We start from the raw sequence: 17,350 nt of genomic DNA, 5'->3' as shown, positions 1-17,350 counted from the left end.
CCCTGTAGGCGACCGGGTGTATTGGCAGATTTCAGGGCGGCGACGGTGCCGGGCATGGTCCGGTCGTCGACGCGGCGCCAGGGCGTGGTCAGCCGTGGCGCTGGCGGAGCGCAATCATTGTTGCGCCCTCATCGATTCAAAGCGTGCCGGTTCGCTGGGAGCTGGGTTCCTCCTCCTCGAGAGGCGGCTGGTACTCGTCGAGAATGTCCGCTTCGGCGGTTTCCGTCTGTTCCGCAATGGTTTCGGGCGTGTCGGGCATCAGCTCCAGCACGGTATGGCTGGTGCGCAGCATCGGTGTGAAGTGCCCGTGCGGCTCGGTGACCAGATCGACGACGCGCCGTGGCCGCCAGTACGAATAGAGCGCCAGCAGGCCGAGCGTCACGGCGAAGAACAGCGGCAGGGCGACGGCGCCGAACAGATGCATCAGGCCGCCGGCAACCACTGGCCCGAAGGCAGCCCCGAAGCCGTTGGCCAGCAGCAGCCCGCTGGAGCCGGAGAGAATCTCGTCCGGGTGCAACTGGTCGACCATCTGCGCCACGGCGATGGAATAGATCGAGAAGGCCAGGCCGCCCCAGAGGAACATCAGCCCCAGCAGAAGGGATCCGGCGAGAATCGGCGTGATGATCAACGCCAGCACGGCAGCGATGGTCACGACCCACAGCAGCACCACTCGACGGTCATGCTTGTCGGAGAACAGCCCGATCGGCCACTGCAGCACCGCACCCCCTAGGATGGTCACGCTCATCAACAGACCAACGCCGGCAGCATCGAAGCCGACCTGGCTGGCGTACACCGGTGCCAGGCCCCAGAAGCCGCCGAGCGTCAGCCCGGAAATGCCGGCTGCCATCAAGGGTAGCGGAGCGATCCGGGCCAGCTGCAACAGATCCGTGGCCGGCATGTCCGGCAGCGCAGGCTGGGCCTGGCGGGTCAGGGTGATGGGCATCAGGGCGCTGCTGATGAGAATCGCCGCCAGGGCGAACAGCGTGAAGTTCATCGCCGTGTCGAGGTTCAGCAACTGCTGCGCGGCCGCCAGTGCACCGAGGTTGACGGCCATGTACAGGGCGAATACCTGGCCGCGTTTCTCGCCGCTGACCTGAGCGTTCAGCCAGCTTTCGATGACCATGTACAGCGTCACCAGCGATACGCCGTAGAGTACCCGCAGCACCAGCCACACCCAGGGGTTGACGATCAGCACGTGCAACAGCACGGCCACCGCGGCCAGTGCGGCATAGAAGGCGAAGGTGCGGATATGGCCGATTCGCCGAATGAGCGATGGCGCCAGCCAGGTGCCGAGCAGGAATCCGGCGAAGTAGCCGGACATCAGCAGGCCGATCAGGCCGGTCGAGTAGCCTTCGGCGACGCCGCGCAGGGTGAGGAGGGTGTTGAGCAGACCATGCCCAAGTAGAAGCAGGGCCACGCCAGCGAGTAACGAACTGATGGGGGCAATCAAGGATTTCATCGGTAACACCCTATGTAACAACGCTCGCAAAAACAAGTAGCGCGGCGGGTGAGGGCCGCGCTTCAAGCCGCTGATTCGAGCGATCTGGGGCGCTTTTGAAGCACATCGGCAAGGTGAGAAAATGGCCGATTGCCAGGTAGGGCGACACTCGATCCTCAGGGTTTTCGCAGGTCGTGGGGCAGTGGTTCGGCATGGCTGATGGCCTGATTCAGCGCGCGAACGGCTTCGGCCACGGCCTGCCGGTCCAGGTTACCCTCCAACGAGGTTTCGGCCTGCTCCAGAATCGCTTCCGCATGGCACAGCAGCACCCGCTCTATGGCGATGTCGGACGTGCTGAACAGCAAGTTCTTGTACGCCTGAAGCAGCGTCAGCAATACCTGGAGATCGTTTCTGCCATAGCTGCGCAGTGATCCGAAAGCCAGTAGCAGCATGTGATGCAGGTCCAGCTCGTTCAGAAAGATTCGCGGCGTGCCTTGCTCGGGCGCTACATCGTAATCGGGCAATTGCATTCGCTCGGCGAACAGTACCCCCATCATGTCGATCGCCTTGATCGCCGTGCCCGGGTCATTGATACCCGGGCTCAGCGCGCGCACGGCGATCTCGACGATCTGCTTGAAGCCGAAGAAGAAATGCCGGTGGGCATACTCCTCGACATAGAAGTCGAAACAGTCCAGCAACTGTTCCACGCACTGCTCGTCCAGTTCCCGGTCGATCCGCAGAAGCGGATGCCCTGGCATGACGAAGAAGCCGAAATGCACCTGTACCGTCATGCGCACATCCTGTTCGTCCAGCAATGCCTGCGCAGCCGTCACGTTCAACGCCTTGAAGTAGCCCGAGCGACGTGCCCGTATGGTCAGCCAGTGGCTGTCGTCCGGCCGCTCGGCTATCGGGCATCGCTCCTGGCATTCGCGCCGCTGCAGCAGTTGGTCCCGGGTCTGCTTGTAGACCCGGTTGAGAATGAGATCGACCTGGATCGACAGCGAAATGGAGCGAATGAAATACACGAACAGGCACAGGCAGATCACCGCGAGCCCCAGCGCCAGGAATATGCCCAGGCTCGGCACGTTGATATCGTCACCTTCCTGGATGGTCGAGATCAGCATCAGGGAATTGATGATCGTACCGAGATAGACCCCCAGCACCAACTGATGACTGCGACTGCTGATCAGCCCGGGAATCACGCGCGGCGACAGCGACGACGCAGCCGAATTGAGGACCACCATCACCATCGAGAAACTGAACACCATCAGCGAAATGATGCCGCCGACCAGCGTGCCGAGAATGAGGCGAGCGTTCTCGGCATTTTTCACCAGCCCAAGGTCGAGGTCTTCCTTGTATGGCTGCAGCCAGGTCATTTCCAGCAGGATGGTGACCACGCACAGGGTGGCGAGGCCGCTGGCGATCAGAGTCGGGTAGAAGGCGATGCTACCGGTCACCCGGTGATACAGACGAAACAGCCTGTTGGTCAGTGTGGACATGGTGGCTCCCTGCGATGGCCCGCCGAAGCGGAGCTACCCGGTTTTCGGCAGCATTCGGCGGCTAACGTTCGACTCGGACCTGATCGCCGGGCACCAGCGTGGCGATCAATGCGCGAACGCTGCCGGGCAGGGCCTCCAGCTCACGGACCAGGATGCTGCGTTCACGAACCGCCCAGGGCTCGTCCAGCTCCACCAGCGCCAACTGCATGGTGCGGCTGTGCCGGCGGGCAGCTGACTCCGGGATGATGCCGATGCCGACGCCGGCCTCGATCATCCGGCACACCGCTTCGAAGCTGGATACCTGGATGCGCAGCGAAAGCTGACCGCCCAGCTTTTCCACCTGATCGCGCAGGAAGGTCAGCAGCGTACTGCCTTCGTGCAGGCCGATGTGCTGGTAGGCGAGCGTCTGCCGCAAGGTCATCGTCGGTTCGCCGGACAGCGGATGGCCGACCGGCACGGCCAGCAGCAGGCGGTCGGTGCTGAAGTGCAGCACCTGCAGTCCCTCGGCACGCACCGGGCCGGCGATGATGCCCATGTCCGTGCTGCCGTCCAGTACACCGCGGACGATGTCGCGGCTCAGCCGCTCCTGCAGGTCTACCGTCACGCCGGGACGCTGGGCGAGAAAGCCTGCCAGCACCTCGGGGAGGAATTCGGTCACTGCGGTGGTGTTGGCGAAGATGCGGATGTGCCCGGCCGAGTCGGTGCCGTATTCGGTGAACTCGCTTTTCAGGTAATCCACCTGACGCATGACCAGTCGCGCATGCTGCAGGAGTTTTTGCCCCGCTGGCGTCAGCTCCACGCCGCGGCTGTCGCGGTACAGCAGGCGGCTGTCGAGCTGGCCTTCCAGCGCCTTGATGCGGGCACTGGCGGAGGCCGGCGAAAGGTGGGCACGCCGTGCGCCCTGGGTCAGGCTGGGCGATTCGGCGATATGGATGAACAGGCGCAGGTCGGCCAGATCGAAATGCATGGGATGCGGCTCGTGCAATGAATGCGTTCAGAATATCCGAACGCTGGTGTTGGTAAATACAAATTCTCGGAACGCCGCCTTCGTTGCATCCTGCCGCAAAACAAGACAACAGCCGGAAGCCGAACAATGACCGATACCTCTGCCTGGATTGGCCGCAGCGAAGAAGTCCACGATCAGCTCAGTCGAAATCTGCTGATGCGCATTGCCGCCACCTTTGGCGAAACCACTCCCGCTCATGGTGAGGCGTTGCCGCCGCTATGGCAGTGGTGCTTCTTCCAGGAGCCGATCGCCGAAAGCGGACTGGGCGAGGACGGGCATCCGGCCCGCGGCGGCTTCCTGCCTCCGGCGGAAAACCGCAACCGCATGTGGGCGGGTGGCCGGCTGGAGTTCTTTGCTCCGCTGGAGGCGGGTGGCGAGGCGCGGCGGGTTTCGACGATCAAGCATATCGAGGAAAAGCACGGCCGCACCGGCGCGCTGCTGTTCGTCACCGTACAGCATGACTACCTGCAGGACGGCCGTCTGGCCATCCGCGAGGAGCAGGACATCGTCTACCGCGAGCCCAGTCCGCCGAAGACCAGCAGCGGCGAACCGATGGTTGCCGGCGGCTGGCGCGAGGCCGTGACGCCTACGCCGACGTTGCTGTTCCGCTACTCCGCCGTCACCTTCAACGGCCACCGCATCCACTACGACTGGCCCTACGTCACCGGAACCGAAGGCTACTCCGGGTTGGTGGTGCACGGCCCGCTGATCGCCACGCTCAACCTGCGCGCCTTCTGTCGCGCCAATCCGGACGCACGCCTGCGTCGCTTCTCCTACCGCGGCTTGCGCCCGCTGATTGCGCCACAACCCTTCGAGGTAGGCGGTCGCATCGTTGCGCCGGGCAAGGCCGAGCTGTGGGCCGGCGACCACAACGGCCTGGCGCAGAAGGCCGAAGTGGAATTCGACTGAGTAACGAATCGCAGGGTGGATCGGGACGCGCAGTCGTCGCTTTTTACATCCACCGAAAAACCGACCGGTGGATCGGTAAAGCGTGATCCACCCTACGTCTGCCGCGACAACGAGAAGTTTTGAGGAACCGAGATGACGCCGCACAAGAATGAAGAACTGAACGCCATCCGCGAAGGCGTACGCGCCCTGTGTGCCGAATTTCCCGCCGAGTACTGGCGCAAGATCGACGAGGAGAAGGGCTTTCCCGAGGCCTTCGTCACGGCGCTGACCCAGGCCGGCTGGCTGTCGGCGATGATCCCGGAAGAGTACGGCGGTTCCGGCCTCGGCCTGGCCGAAGCCTCGGTGATCCTCGAGGAGGTAAACCGTTGCGGCGGCAATTCCGGCACCGTGCACGGGCAGATGTACAACATGTTCACCCTGCTCAGGAACGGCAGTGACGAGCAGAAGCGTTACTACCTGCCGAAGCTGGCCAGCGGCGAGCTGCGCCTGCAGTCCATGGGGGTCACCGAGCCCACCACGGGCACCGACACCACCAAGATCAAGACCACGGCGGTGAAGCAGGGCGACAAGTACGTCATCAACGGGCAGAAGGTCTGGATCTCGCGCATCCAGCACTCGGACCTGATGATCCTGCTGGCGCGCACCACGCCGCTGGCCGAGGTGCAGCGCAAGTCCGAGGGCATGTCGATCTTCCTGGTGGACCTGCGCGAGGCGATCGGCAACGGCCTGACCGTGCAACCGATCGCCAACATGGTCAATCACGAAACCAACGAGCTGTTCTTCGACAACCTGGAGATCCCGGCCAGCAGCCTGATCGGTGAGGAGGGCAAGGGCTTTCGCTACATCCTCGACGGGCTCAATGCCGAGCGCACGCTGATCGCCGCCGAGTGCATCGGCGATGGCCGCTGGTTCATCGAGAAGGCCAGCGCCTATGCCCGCGACCGCGTGGTGTTCGGCCGCCCCATCGGGCAGAACCAGGGTGTGCAGTTCCCCATTGCAGAGGCGCACATCGAGATCGAGGCGGCCGACCTGATGCGCTGGCGCGCCTGTGAGGAATATGACAGCGGTCGCAATGCCGGCGCCGCCGCCAACATGGCCAAGTACCTGGCGGCCAAGGCCAGCTGGGAGGCGGCCAACGCCTGCCTGCAGACCCATGGCGGCTTCGGCTTCGCCAACGAATACGACGTCGAGCGCAAGTTCCGCGAGACGCGCCTGTACCAGGTGGCGCCAATCTCCACCAACCTGATCCTGTCGTACGTGGCCGAGCATCTGCTCGAGCTGCCGCGCTCGTTCTGACGGCGCGCGTAGGGTGGATGTCGTTTTTACATCCACCGTTTGCATGGTGGAAAACGCTGAGCGGTTTTCCGCCCTACGAAAGAGGGGGACGTGCGTCATGAACATCAGCCATCTCGACCATCTGGTCCTGACCGTCGCGGACCTCGACGTAACGACGGATTTCTATTGCCGCGTGCTCGGCATGCGTGCGCTGACCTTCGGCGAGGGACGCAAGGCGCTCGCATTCGGCGGGCAGAAACTCAATCTGCACCAGGCCGGGCGCGAATTCGAACCCAAGGCCGAGCGCCCGACGCCGGGCTCGGCGGACCTCTGCTTCATCGTCACCACGCCGCTGGAGGAGGTGATCGCCCATCTCGATGCCCAGGGTGTGGCCGTGATCGAGGGGCCGGTGCAGCGCAGCGGTGCCAACGGGCCGATCCGCTCGGTGTACCTGCGCGATCCCGATTTCAACCTCATCGAACTGTCCAATCCGCTGGAGACCATGGCATGAGCCAGCACACCCAGGCCCTCACCGAATTTCTCGCCGGGCTGCGTTACGAGCAGATTCCCGACGCGGTGCTTGCCCGTACCGAAGACCTGTTCCTCGACTGGCTCGGCTCCGCCCTGGCCAGCGCCGGGTCGCACCCGATTCCGCTGTTCGAACGTTACGCCGAACGCATGGGGCCAGCCGAAGGCCGTGCCCGCATCCTGGTCAACGGACGTTCCAGCTCGGCCTACTTCGCCGCGCTGGTGAACGCCGCCAGCTCGCACCTGGTCGAGCAGGACGACCTGCACAACAGCTCCGTGCTGCACCCGGCCACGGTGGTGTTTCCCGCCGCGCTGGCGGTCGCGCAGGATCTCGGCAAATCCGGCCGCGAACTGCTCGTGGCCTCGGTCGCGGGCTACGAGGCGGGCATTCGCATCGGTGAGTTCCTCGGCCGCTCGCATTACCGCATCTTCCACACCACGGCGACGGTGGGCACCCTGGCCGCCGCCGTGGCGGTGGGCAAGCTGATGGACTTCGACCAGCAGCAGTTCACTCACCTGCTTGGCAGCGCCGGCACCCAGGCCGCCGGGCTCTGGGAGTTCCTGCGCGACGCCGCCGATTCCAAGCAACTGCACACCGCCAAGGCGGCCGCCGACGGGCTGCTCGCCGCCTATCTGACCGCCGACGGGCTTACTGGTGCGCAGGACATCCTCGAAGGTGAGCAGGGCATGGCCGCCGGTATGTCGAGCGACGCCGACCCGAGCAAGCTGTCCGAGCGCCTCGGCACTCGCTGGGCGTTGGCTGAAACCTCGTTCAAGTTCCACGCCTCGTGCCGCCATACGCATCCGGCCGCCGACGCGCTGCTGGCGCTGATGCAGCGCGAAGGGCTCAAGGCAGAGGACATCGCCAGCGTCACCACCCGTGTGCATCAGGGCGCCATCGACGTGCTCGGACGCGTGGCAGTACCGCAGACGGTGCACCAGGCCAAGTTCAGCATGGGCACCGTGCTGGGGCTGATCGCCCTGTACCGCAAGGCCGGCCTGACCGAATTCCACAGCCATGCACTCAGCGACCCGCGTGTCGGCGAATTCCGCGAGAAGGTTTCGATGACGCTCGATCCCGAGGTGGACGAGGCCTACCCGGCACGCTGGCTCGGTCGCGTCGAAGTGACCACCGCCGATGGCCGCACGCTGCACGGCGCCATCGACGAGCCCAAGGGCGACCCGGGCAACAGCCTGAGCCGCGCCGAATTGGAGGGCAAATTCCGTCGCCTGGTGCAGTTCTCTGGCGCGCGCGGCGATGACGAGGCGGGCGTGCTGATCGACACGGTCTGGCGGTTGCGCGACACCGACGATTTGAGCGGTCTGGCCTGAGGGGAGACGTAGGGTGGATCGCGCTTCGTCGATCCACCGAGCGGATCCCGGTGGATGTGAAAGGCGACATCCACCCTACGCCGCTGAGCATGTTGAGGTGAGCGCGGGGTGGGCTTTAGTCCCACCACGTGCCCCCGGTGGGCTGAAGCCCACCCTACAAAAACGCGCGCATGAATCCGAAGTCGGTGGAGGCCCGTAGGGTGGGCTTCAAACCAGCAACAAGGACCACGCGTCAGCGGGCTGAAGGCCCTTACGAACGTGCCATCAGGTTGGCCTGAACCCAATTGCAGGAATCGAACATGACCAACACCCAAGCCAAACCCCGTCCCCTCGACGGCATCACCGTGGTCAGCCTCGAACACGCCATTGCCGCGCCGTTCTGCACGCGCCAGCTGGCCGATCTCGGCGCCCGGGTGATCAAGATCGAGCGCCCGGGCGCAGGCGACTTCGCCCGCGGCTATGACGAGCGCGTCGACGGCCTGGCCTCGCATTTCGTCTGGACCAACCGTTCCAAGGAAAGCCTGACCCTGGACGTCAAGCAGGAGGCCGCCACCCAGGTGCTCGATCAACTGCTGGGCAACGCCGACGTGCTGGTGCAGAACCTTGCACCGGGCGCCGCCGCGCGCATGGGACTGTCGTTCGAGGCGCTGCACGAGCGCTTCCCGCGGCTGATCGTCTGCGACATTTCCGGCTACGGCGAAGGCGGGCCCTATGAGCAGAAGAAGGCCTACGATCTGCTGATCCAGAGCGAGGGCGGCTTTCTCTCCGTCACTGGCGGGTCGGGCGAGACTGAAATGGCCAAGGCCGGCTGCTCCATCGCCGATATCGCCGCCGGCATGTACGCCTACACCGGTGTGCTCTCGGCGCTGATGCTGCGCGACAAGACCGGCGAAGGCAGCCGCGTCGATGTGACCATGCTCGAAAGCCTGGTGGAATGGATGGGCTACCCGCTGTATTACGCCTACAAGGGCGCCACGCCACCCCCAAGGGCCGGCGCTGCACACGCCACCATCTATCCCTACGGGCCGTTTCCCACCGGCGACGGCGGCACGGTGATGCTCGGCCTGCAGAACGAGCGCGAGTGGCTGCTGTTCTGCGATAAGGTGCTGCTGCAACCGGAGCTGGCGCAGGACGAACGCTTCTCGGCGAACTTCAAACGCTCGGAAAACCGTGCCGAGCTGCGCGCCATCATCGTCGAGGCGTTCTCCCGGCTGAGTGCTGACGAGGTGATCGCCCGCCTGGATATCGCGCCGATCGCCAATGCCCACGTCAACGACATGGCCGGGGTCTGGGCGCATCCGCAACTGGAGGCGCGCCAGCGCTGGAGCGAGGTGGACAGCCCTTCCGGCCGCCTGCCGACGCTGCTGCCACCCGGGCGCAACAGTGCCTTTGAACCGCGCATGGATCCGATCCCCGCGCTTGGTCAGCACACCGACGCACTGCTTGCCGAGCTGGGCTATGCGCCCGGCGATATCCAGCGTCTGCACGAACAGGGTGCGGTCTGACCGCACCGAGGAATCAGCCATGAATGCAGCCATCATCCGTAGCGCCCTGTTCGTCCCGGCGACCCGCCCGGAGCGTATTTCCAAAGCGCTGGCCAGCGGCGCCGATGCGGTCATCGTCGATCTCGAAGATGCCGTTGCCGAGAACCTGAAAAGCGAGGCGCGGAGCAATCTCGATGCCTTTCTCGCAGCCAACCCGGACGCTCGCGTGCTGGTGCGCATCAACGCGCCAACGCATCCCGAACAGGCTGCGGACCTTAGCCTCTGCGCACGGCACGCTGGCGTGTCCGGCGTGCTGCTGCCGAAGGTGGAAAGTGCCGTGCAGGTAGCCCTGGCGGCCGGTTGCGGCAAACCGGTGTGGCCGATCGTCGAGAGCGCTCGCGGGCTCGCTCACCTGGCGGAGATCGCGCATGCCCACGGCGTCGAACGGCTGTCTTTCGGGGCGCTCGATCTGGGCCTTGATCTCGGCCTGGCCAGCGGCAGCGCAGCGGCTGAGCGCATCCTCGACCAGGCGCGCTATGCGCTGCTGCTGCAATCGCGGCTGGCCAACCTGGCGCTGCCGCTGGACAGCGTTTTCCCCGATATCAGTAACCTGCACGGCCTCGCCCAGGCGGTTGCCGATGCCCGCGACATGGGCTTCGGCGGGGTCCTGTGCATCCACCCCAGCCAGCTCGCTGTGGTCCATGAAACGCTGATGCCCAGCCCTGCGGAGCTGGACTGGGCACAACGTATCCTTGCCGCCGGTGCATCCGGCGACGGGGTCTTCGTGGTGGACGGACAGATGGTCGATGCCCCGGTCATCGGTCGTGCCCGCCGCCTGCTGCAACGTGCCGGGCAGGCGATCGCCTGATCGCACCCGTCACGACAAACGTACCAACCGACAAAAACAAGAGGGGTACCACCATGTTGAAAACCACCGTCAAGGCGCTCGCCTGCGCACTGTCGCTATCCATCGCCGGGCTCGTGCATGCCGCCGATCCCGTGACCATCAAGTTCGCCCATGTGGTGGCGGACAACACACCGAAAGGGCAGGGTGCGCTGCTGTTCAAGAAACTCGCCGAGGAGCGCCTTCCGGGCAAGGTGAAGGTCGAGGTCTACCCGAACTCGTCGCTGTTCGGCGATGGCAAGGAGATGGAGGCGCTGCTGCTTGGCGACGTGCACATGCTGGCGCCATCGCTGGCCAAGTTCGAGCACTACGCCAAGTCCATCCAGATTTTCGATCTGCCGTTCCTGTTCGACGACCTGGCCGCCGCCGACCGTTTCCAGAGCAGCCCCGAGGGCCGTTCGCTGCTCACCGCGATGGAAGACAAGAACATCACCGGCCTGGCCTACTGGCACAACGGGACCAAGCAACTGTCGGCCAACAAGCCACTGCGCGAACCCAAGGATGCGCGTGGGCTGAAATTCCGCGTACAGGCTTCGGCGGTGCTCGAGGAGCAGTTCAAGGTGGTGCGCGCCAACCCGCGCAAGATGAGCTTCGCCGAGGTCTATCAGGGCCTGCAGACCGGCGTGGTCAATGGCACCGAGAATACCTGGTCGAACTACGAAAGCCAGAAAGTCCACGAGGTGCAGCCGTACATGACGGCTTCCGACCATGGCCTGATCGACTACATGGTCATCACCAACACCAAGTTCTGGAAAGGCCTGCCCGATGACGTGCGCAGCGAGCTGGAAGCGATCATGGACGAGGTGACGGTCGAGGTTAACCGTCAGGCCGATGAACTCAATCAGAAGGCCAGGCAGGCTATCGCGGCTTCCGGCAAGACCGAGATCATCGAGCTGACGCCCGAGCAGCGCGCGATGTGGCGCGAGGCGATGAAGCCGGTGTGGAAGAAGTTCGAGGGCGAAATCGGCGCCGAGCTGATCGAGGCAGCGCAGGCCGCCAACCGCACCTGAAGCCCGGGCGGCGGCTGGCAGTCCCCTTGCCGCCGCCAGCAATGGGTTGCCAAAACCGTAGCGGGCCTGGTCGAATGTGACCGGCCCGCTTTTTTCGTGCGGCCGAAGGCTTATCCTGACAAGCCATGGAACGCACGGAGAAGCCGGCATGAGCCGCTATGCCTTTGTCAGTACGCCGGTGCTGAATATTGCCTATCTCGAATGCAATCCCCGTGGCCGACGGACCGCCGTGCTGGTGCATGGCTGGCCGGACTGCGCGGAGGGTTGGCTAGCGGTGGCCGAGCGACTGGCGACAGCCGGTTATCGTGTGCTCTGTCCGACGCTGCGTGGCTTCGGCCAGACGCGCTTCGTCGACCCGCTGACCCCGCGCAGTGGCCAGTTGGCCGCGCTGGGACGCGATCTGCTCGACTTCATCGATGCACTGTGCCTCGAACAACCGGTACTGGTCGGCCACGACTGGGGCGCGCGGGCGGTGGCCAACGCTTGCGGCCTTCGCCATCACGCGGCCGCGCGGCTGGTGATGCTCTCGGTGGGCTACGGCACCAACGATCCCGAGCAGCAGCTTTCCCTGCATCAGGCGCGCAATTACTGGTACCACTGGTACATGGCCACGCCGCGCGGCGAGCGCACGGTCGTCGAGGATCGCGTGGCCTTCACCCGTCTGCTTTGGGATACCTGGTCGCCGCCCGGCTGGTACGCCGAGGCGGATTTCGCCCAGGCCAGCGAGGCCTTCGATAATCCGGACTGGGCCGCGGTGGTGCTGCATTCCTACCGGCATCGCTGGGGCTTCGTCGAAGGCGATCCGGCCTATGCGCCGGACGAGGTGCTGTTGCAGCCCACACCCGTGCTGGCGGTGCCGACGCTGGTGCTGCACGGCGAGGCGGATACTTGCAACGCACCGGACAGCTCGGCCGGGCGCGAGGGCCTGTTCAGTGGTCCATACCATCGCCAGCTGTTGCCGGGAGTCGGTCATTTTCCCCAGCGCGAAGCGCCCGATGCGGTGGCCGAGGCAATTTTGATATTCTGCCAGGGCGTCTGAGAGCCCGCGTGTGCTAGCGCGCGAACCCGGTCGGAAAGCCGCCGGGCTCGAGCTCTTCAGCCAAACAGGGTGTGGACGGAGAGACTCGAACGCTCAGACCGGATTGTTGAGCCCCGCACGGCATTCACTCGCGAGAACGGAAAAAGCCGACTCAGGCGCCTAATAAGCACAGAGAGTACGCTGTAGGAGCGCGCCATGCGCGCGAATCGCGGGCGTGGCCCGCTCCTACATAATCCTGCAACCAGCTTTTGGCATTAAGCATTAGGCTCAGGCGCCGGCTTCCTGCATCCACTTCGGTTTCGGATAGCGGCGATCCGCCTTGCCGGCCTTGAGCACGGCTCCCGGCACCTCGTGGCCGACCAGTTGCGGCAGGTCCGCGGCGCACTGCAACAGCCGGTCGAGGTCGACCGCGGTATCCAGGCCCATGCGCTGGAACATGTGTACCAGGTCCTCGCTGCAGATATTGCCGCTGGCACCCGGCGCATAGGGGCAGCCACCGAGGCCGCCGAGCGACGCGTCGAAGCGGTCGATACCGGCGTTCAGCGCCGCCAATGCGTTGGCCAGGCCCATCCCGCGGGTATTGTGGAAGTGCGCGGTGAACACGGCTTCGGGCCAGCGTTGCAGCGCCTCACGACAAATGCGCTCGACCTGTGCCGGGTCGGCCATGCCGGTGGTGTCGCAGAGGGTGATGCCCTGCACGCCCATTTCCAGCAGGCGCTGCACCAGTTCGTGGATGCGTTGCTCGGGTACCTCGCCCTCGAACGGGCAACCGAAGGTGGTGGACAAGGAGGCGTTGACGAACACGTCGCTGCCACGGGTGACTTCGATGATCTCGCGGAACTGCACCAGCGACTGCTCGGGCGTCATACGCAGGTTGGCCAGGCCGTGGGTGTCGCTGGCCGACATGACCAGGTTGATTTCGTCAACCTCGCAGGCCAGGGCGCGCTCGCAACCCTTCACGTTGGGCACCAGCACGGTGTACTCGACGCTCTCCACGCGACTTATGCCGCGCATCACGTCCTCGGCGTCGCGCAGGTTGGGGATGGCCTTGGGCGAGGTGAAGGAGGTGACCTCGATCTTCGCCAGCCCGGTTTGCGAGAGACGGTCGATCAGGGCGATCTTGTCCTCGGTCGGCACGAAGTTCGATTCGATCTGGAAGCCGTCGCGGGTGGCGACTTCCTGGATGTACAGGCGTTTACTCATCGGTGAATCCTGTCGGTTATGGGCGGTAGGGTGGATGACGCTCCATCCATCCACCGTTTCGGCAAGTCATGGTGGATGAAAAAAGCGTCATCCACCCTACGTTGTTGGCTCGAAGCTTGTGGCCTGTAGTTCGTAGGGTGGATGACGCTCCACCCATCCACCGTTACGGGGGGTGGATAAAAAAAACGTCATCCACCCTACGCGGCGGTTCAGATGATCCCGCGCTCGCGCAGGCCCTGGCGTTGTGCGTCGGTGAGGCCAAGGCCAGCCAGCACGTCGTCGGTGTGCTCGCCCAGCTGTGGGCCGCCGTGGCCGATGCGTCCTGGCGTGCGCGACAGCTTGGGCAGCACGCCCGGTACCCTGAGCGGGCCGGCGAAGGTCTCGACCTGCTCGATCATCTGCCGCGCCAGGTAGTGCGGGTCCTTGACGATGTCGGCGGCGGTATACGGATAGCCGGCCGGTACGCGGGCACTCTTGAGGGCCCCGATCACTTCGTCACGGCTGTGCTGCGCGGTCCATTCGCCAATGGCCGCATCGATCAGCTCGGCATGCTGGGCGCGTCCGTCGTTGTGCGCGAAACGCGGGTCATCGGCCAGGTCCTGGCGACCCATCAGGGTCATCAGGCGCTTGTAGATGCTGTCGCCGTTGCCGGCGATCAGTACGTAGGCGCCGTCCCTGCACAGATAGGAATTGGATGGGGTTATGCCGGGCAGCGCGCTGCCGGCGGGCTCGCGAACGTAGCCGAAGGCGTCGTACTCGGGCACCAGGCTTTCCATCATGGCGAACACCGATTCGTACAGGGCCACGTCGATTTCCTGCCCCTGGTCGCTGCGGTTGCGCTCCTGCAGTGCCAGTAGCACGCCGATCACGCCATACAGCGATGACAGCGAGTCGCCGATACTGACACCCACGCGCACCGGCGGCTGCCCCGGATAACCGGAGAGATGGCGCAGGCCACCCATGGCTTCGCCGATCACGCCGAAGCCCGGCAGGTCGCGGTAGGGGCCGGTCTGCCCGTAGCCGGAGATGCGCAGCATGATCAGGCGCGGGTTGAGCTTCGACAGTTCGTCCCAGCCCAGGCCCCATTCCTCCAGCGTGCCGGGGCGGAAGTTCTCGATCAGGATGTCGGCTTCGGCGACCAGTTGACGGACGATGGCCTGACCTTCGGCCGCCTTGAGATCCAGCGTCACCGAGCGCTTGTTGCGCGACTGCACATGCCACCAGAGCGAGGTGCCGTCCTTGAGCTTGCGCCACTTGCGCAGTGGATCGCCAACCCGTGGCGGCTCGATCTTGATGATGTCGGCGCCGAATTCGCCGAGCAGCTTGCTGGCAAAGGGACCGGCGATCAGCTGGCCCATCTCGATTACCCTGAGGCCCTGCAGCGGCAGGCTCTTGTCTGTCTGTTCGCTCATCACGACACCTGTGCCGATTGATTCATGGCGCAGAGCATGACCGAGGAGCCGGCACCGGACAATTGGCCGTTGGCCAAGGCCGACTTCGCGATCTGCGAAGCACAGGCTTAGCGAGGCTTTGAATAACGGGAGCCGATCGGTGCATGCTTCGTCTCCTGCGAATACGAAGGAACTCCACAATGCGCCGTATCGATTTCGTCACCCTGCGTCTTTTCGTTGCCATCGCCGACGAGCGCAGCCTGACCCGCGCCGCCGAGCGCGAGCATCTGGCCCTGGCGGCGGTAAGCAAGCGCGTCAGCGACCTGGAAGGGCAGCTCGGCGTCAGCCTGCTCTACCGCCAGCCCAAGGGCGTGGAGCTGACCCCCGCCGGCCATGCGCTGCTGCACCATGCGCGCAACCTGCTGGACAACCTGCAACAGCTGGACGCCGACCTCAGCGAGTTCAGCCTGGGCGTCAAGGGGCACGTGCGCATCCACGCCAACACCTCGGCGGTGATCGAGTTCCTGCCCGAGGACCTCAGTGCGTTCACCCGCCTGCATCCGGAAGTGAAGATCGACCTGGAGGAGCGTGTCAGCAGCGATACCCTGCGGGCGCTGCGCGAAGGGCTCACCGATATCGGCATCTTCGCCGGACACATGCCGGCCGCGGATCTGCAGGTGTTCGGCTATCGCGAGGATCGGCTGGTGCTTGTCACCCCGCGCCAGCATGTGCTGGCCGGGCGCGACAGCATCGCTCTGCGCGAGGCGGCTGGCTTCGATTTCATCGGCCTGCAGCAGGATGCCTCGTTGCACGCATTGCTGCAGCAGTCGGCGCAACAGATGGGCACGCCGCTGCGCCTGCGCATCCAGGTGCGCAGCTTCGAGGCGATCTGCCGAATGATCCACACTGGCATGGGGATCGGCGTGTTGCCCGAGCAGGTGGTACGCAACTACTTGCCGGCGCTGGATGTGGCTATCGTGCCACTGACCGACGCCTGGGCGCGGCGCGAGCTGAAGCTCGGCGTGCGTAACCTGGAAAGCCTGTCGGTCACCGCGCGGCAAATGCTCGAACACCTCACCACTCGCGAAGGCAATGGCTGAAGGGCCGCGTCACATAGCGCGAATTCGCCGCTGCCTTCGCCAAACGCGAAGTTGCGCTTGCCAAAATAGCAATTCAGCCGGCGCCGGCACGGGGGTAGAGTCGCTCCACCTACATGGCTCACACAACTACAAAACGGAGCTTCTCATGGCACGATTTCCGCGTGGCATTACCCGTCTGCTCGCCGCTTCGGCGCTTTTCACCGTCCTCGGCGCCCAGGCTGCCGATCCGATACTGATCAAGTTCTCGCATATCACCGCCGACAGCACCCCGAAGGGGCAGGGCGCGTTGATGTTCAAGAAGCTCGTCGAGGAGCGCCTGCCGGGCCAGGTCGAGGTGCAGGTTTTCGCCAACTCCTCGCTGTATGGCGACGGCAAGGAGATGGAGGCGCTGCTGATGAACGAGGTGCAGCTGCTCGCGCCGGCACCGTCCAAGCTCGAGCAGTACACCAAGCAACTGCAGCTGTTCGATCTGATGTTCCTGTTTGACGACATGCCGGCCGCGCAGCGCTTCCAGCAATCGGACAAGGGCCGTGCCATGCTCAAGTCCATGGAGGACAAGGGCATCACCGGCCTGGCCTACTGGCTCAACGGCATGCGCCACTTCACCGCCAACAAGCCACTGCGTGAACCGGCCGATGCCCGTGGTCTGAAGTTCCGCGTGCAGCCCTCGGACCTGCAGGCTGCGCAGTACACCGCGCTGCGCGCGGTACCGCGCAAGATGGCCTTCGCCGAGATCTACCAGGGGCTGCAGACCGGCGTGGTCAATGCCCAGGACAACCCCTGGTCGAATATCTACAGCCAGAAGTACCACGAGGTGCAGAAGTACATCACCGAGTCCAGCCACGGCATCGGCAACTATCTGCTGATCACCAACACCAAGTTCTGGAACGGCCTGCCCGAAGATGTGCGCGGCGAACTGGAAGGGATCATCGAAGAGGTCACCGTGGAGGTGAATCGCCAGGCCGAGGCGCTCAACGAGAAGGCCAAGCAGGCCGTCATCGACTCGGGCAAGAGCGAGATTCTGGTGCTTACCGATGAACAGCGCGCCAAGTGGCGGGAGGCGGTACAGCCGGCCTGGAAGAAATTCGAAGACGAAATCGGCAGGGACCTGATCGAGGCCGCGCAGGCAGCCAACTCCGCTCCCTGACGGCAAAATTCGACGCGGGTCTGTTAGACCAATGTGCAGTTTCGGTCACCGGCCCTGCCGCCCAGAATGGCAATGTCTATCTGCG

The 17,350-nt window shown here is 64.6% G+C and carries 15 protein-coding genes; 10 read left to right on the top strand and 5 right to left on the bottom strand.

All coding sequences use genetic code 11. From position 1 onward, the window contains the following. Positions 1-136: 136 nt before the first annotated feature. From B597_RS40355 to B597_RS40345, 3 genes are all read right to left on the bottom strand, one after another. The gene (locus tag B597_RS40355) at positions 137-1,459 is read right to left on the bottom strand and encodes an MFS transporter (protein ID WP_003297081.1); all 1,323 of its coding nucleotides are present in this window, start codon (positions 1,457-1,459) and stop codon (positions 137-139) included. Between the two features lie 155 nt (positions 1,460-1,614). After that, positions 1,615-2,937 (bottom strand): DUF2254 domain-containing protein, encoded by a 1,323-nt coding sequence (locus B597_RS40350; protein WP_003297079.1) that lies wholly within the window; start codon positions 2,935-2,937, stop codon positions 1,615-1,617. Positions 2,938-2,998: 61 nt separating this feature from the next. After that, positions 2,999-3,904, bottom strand: coding sequence for a LysR family transcriptional regulator (locus B597_RS40345; RefSeq protein WP_003297078.1), 906 nt, complete (start codon positions 3,902-3,904; stop codon positions 2,999-3,001). A 126-nt stretch (positions 3,905-4,030) separates the two neighbouring features. Between B597_RS40345 and B597_RS40340 the strand changes: the two genes are divergently transcribed. The 8 genes from B597_RS40340 (at position 4,031) to B597_RS40305 (ending at position 12,424) form a co-directional block, all read left to right on the top strand. Next, on the top strand, positions 4,031-4,852 hold the full coding sequence (locus tag B597_RS40340; protein ID WP_003297077.1) for an HTD2 family dehydratase: 822 nt from the start codon (positions 4,031-4,033) through the stop codon (positions 4,850-4,852). Between the two features lie 132 nt (positions 4,853-4,984). After that, positions 4,985-6,148: an acyl-CoA dehydrogenase family protein gene (locus B597_RS40335; RefSeq protein ID WP_003297076.1), complete on the top strand. Its 1,164-nt coding sequence runs from the start codon at positions 4,985-4,987 to the stop codon at positions 6,146-6,148. Between the two features lie 97 nt (positions 6,149-6,245). After that, entirely contained in the window at positions 6,246-6,638 is a 393-nt protein-coding gene (locus B597_RS40330; protein WP_003297075.1) for a VOC family protein, read from the top strand. After that, positions 6,635-7,987, top strand: coding sequence for an MmgE/PrpD family protein (locus B597_RS40325; RefSeq protein WP_003297072.1), 1,353 nt, complete (start codon positions 6,635-6,637; stop codon positions 7,985-7,987). Before B597_RS40330 ends, B597_RS40325 begins: the two co-directional genes overlap by 4 nt. A gap of 299 nt (positions 7,988-8,286) precedes the next feature. After that, positions 8,287-9,492, top strand: coding sequence for a CaiB/BaiF CoA transferase family protein (locus tag B597_RS40320; RefSeq protein ID WP_003297071.1), 1,206 nt, complete (start codon positions 8,287-8,289; stop codon positions 9,490-9,492). Between the two features lie 19 nt (positions 9,493-9,511). After that, positions 9,512-10,339: an HpcH/HpaI aldolase/citrate lyase family protein gene (locus B597_RS40315; protein WP_003297069.1), complete on the top strand. Its 828-nt coding sequence runs from the start codon at positions 9,512-9,514 to the stop codon at positions 10,337-10,339. A 53-nt stretch (positions 10,340-10,392) separates the two neighbouring features. Then, positions 10,393-11,385, top strand: coding sequence for a TRAP transporter substrate-binding protein (locus B597_RS40310; protein ID WP_003297068.1), 993 nt, complete (start codon positions 10,393-10,395; stop codon positions 11,383-11,385). 148 nt (positions 11,386-11,533) lie between these two features. Next, positions 11,534-12,424, top strand: a complete 891-nt coding sequence (locus B597_RS40305; protein ID WP_003297067.1) for an alpha/beta fold hydrolase — start codon at positions 11,534-11,536, stop codon at positions 12,422-12,424. A gap of 267 nt (positions 12,425-12,691) precedes the next feature. Here B597_RS40305 and B597_RS40300 read toward each other — a convergent pair whose 3' ends face one another. Both B597_RS40300 and B597_RS40295 read right to left on the bottom strand, forming a co-directional pair. Further along, positions 12,692-13,627, bottom strand: coding sequence for a hydroxymethylglutaryl-CoA lyase (locus B597_RS40300; protein WP_003297066.1), 936 nt, complete (start codon positions 13,625-13,627; stop codon positions 12,692-12,694). 209 nt (positions 13,628-13,836) lie between these two features. After that, positions 13,837-15,039 carry a CaiB/BaiF CoA transferase family protein gene (locus tag B597_RS40295; protein ID WP_003297064.1) on the bottom strand — a complete coding sequence of 401 codons (1,203 nt, stop codon included), beginning with the start codon at positions 15,037-15,039 and terminating at the stop codon, positions 13,837-13,839. A gap of 179 nt (positions 15,040-15,218) precedes the next feature. Between B597_RS40295 and B597_RS40290 the strand changes: the two genes are divergently transcribed. Then, positions 15,219-16,118 (top strand): LysR family transcriptional regulator, encoded by a 900-nt coding sequence (locus B597_RS40290; RefSeq protein ID WP_024162372.1) that lies wholly within the window; start codon positions 15,219-15,221, stop codon positions 16,116-16,118. Between the two features lie 145 nt (positions 16,119-16,263). Further along, the gene (locus B597_RS40285; protein WP_003297063.1) at positions 16,264-17,265 is read left to right on the top strand and encodes a TRAP transporter substrate-binding protein; all 1,002 of its coding nucleotides are present in this window, start codon (positions 16,264-16,266) and stop codon (positions 17,263-17,265) included. The last annotated feature ends 85 nt before the right edge of the window (positions 17,266-17,350 follow it).

This window comes from Stutzerimonas stutzeri KOS6 (genome assembly GCF_000307775.2).
Taxonomy (GTDB): Bacteria; Pseudomonadota; Gammaproteobacteria; order Pseudomonadales; family Pseudomonadaceae; genus Stutzerimonas; species Stutzerimonas stutzeri_B.
Note: the sequence above shows the minus strand (reverse complement) of the source record. Positions and strands in the feature narration are given on the sequence as shown.

Excerpts from the sequence above, each read along its gene's own strand:
- B597_RS40305 (WP_003297067.1), top strand. The coding sequence starts at position 11,534 with ATGAGCCGCTATGCCTTTGTCAGTACGCCGGTGCTGAATATTGCCTAT.
- B597_RS40325 (WP_003297072.1), top strand. The coding sequence starts at position 6,635 with ATGAGCCAGCACACCCAGGCCCTCACCGAATTTCTCGCCGGGCTGCGT.
- B597_RS40320 (WP_003297071.1), top strand. The coding sequence starts at position 8,287 with ATGACCAACACCCAAGCCAAACCCCGTCCCCTCGACGGCATCACCGTG.
- B597_RS40345 (WP_003297078.1), bottom strand. The coding sequence starts at position 3,904 with ATGCATTTCGATCTGGCCGACCTGCGCCTGTTCATCCATATCGCCGAA.
- B597_RS40295 (WP_003297064.1), bottom strand. The coding sequence starts at position 15,039 with ATGAGCGAACAGACAGACAAGAGCCTGCCGCTGCAGGGCCTCAGGGTA.
- B597_RS40290 (WP_024162372.1), top strand. The coding sequence starts at position 15,219 with ATGCGCCGTATCGATTTCGTCACCCTGCGTCTTTTCGTTGCCATCGCC.
- B597_RS40355 (WP_003297081.1), bottom strand. The coding sequence starts at position 1,459 with ATGAAATCCTTGATTGCCCCCATCAGTTCGTTACTCGCTGGCGTGGCC.
- B597_RS40330 (WP_003297075.1), top strand. The coding sequence starts at position 6,246 with ATGAACATCAGCCATCTCGACCATCTGGTCCTGACCGTCGCGGACCTC.
- B597_RS40340 (WP_003297077.1), top strand. The coding sequence starts at position 4,031 with ATGACCGATACCTCTGCCTGGATTGGCCGCAGCGAAGAAGTCCACGAT.
- B597_RS40335 (WP_003297076.1), top strand. The coding sequence starts at position 4,985 with ATGACGCCGCACAAGAATGAAGAACTGAACGCCATCCGCGAAGGCGTA.
- B597_RS40285 (WP_003297063.1), top strand. The coding sequence starts at position 16,264 with ATGGCACGATTTCCGCGTGGCATTACCCGTCTGCTCGCCGCTTCGGCG.
- B597_RS40350 (WP_003297079.1), bottom strand. The coding sequence starts at position 2,937 with ATGTCCACACTGACCAACAGGCTGTTTCGTCTGTATCACCGGGTGACC.
- B597_RS40310 (WP_003297068.1), top strand. The coding sequence starts at position 10,393 with ATGTTGAAAACCACCGTCAAGGCGCTCGCCTGCGCACTGTCGCTATCC.
- B597_RS40315 (WP_003297069.1), top strand. The coding sequence starts at position 9,512 with ATGAATGCAGCCATCATCCGTAGCGCCCTGTTCGTCCCGGCGACCCGC.
- B597_RS40300 (WP_003297066.1), bottom strand. The coding sequence starts at position 13,627 with ATGAGTAAACGCCTGTACATCCAGGAAGTCGCCACCCGCGACGGCTTC.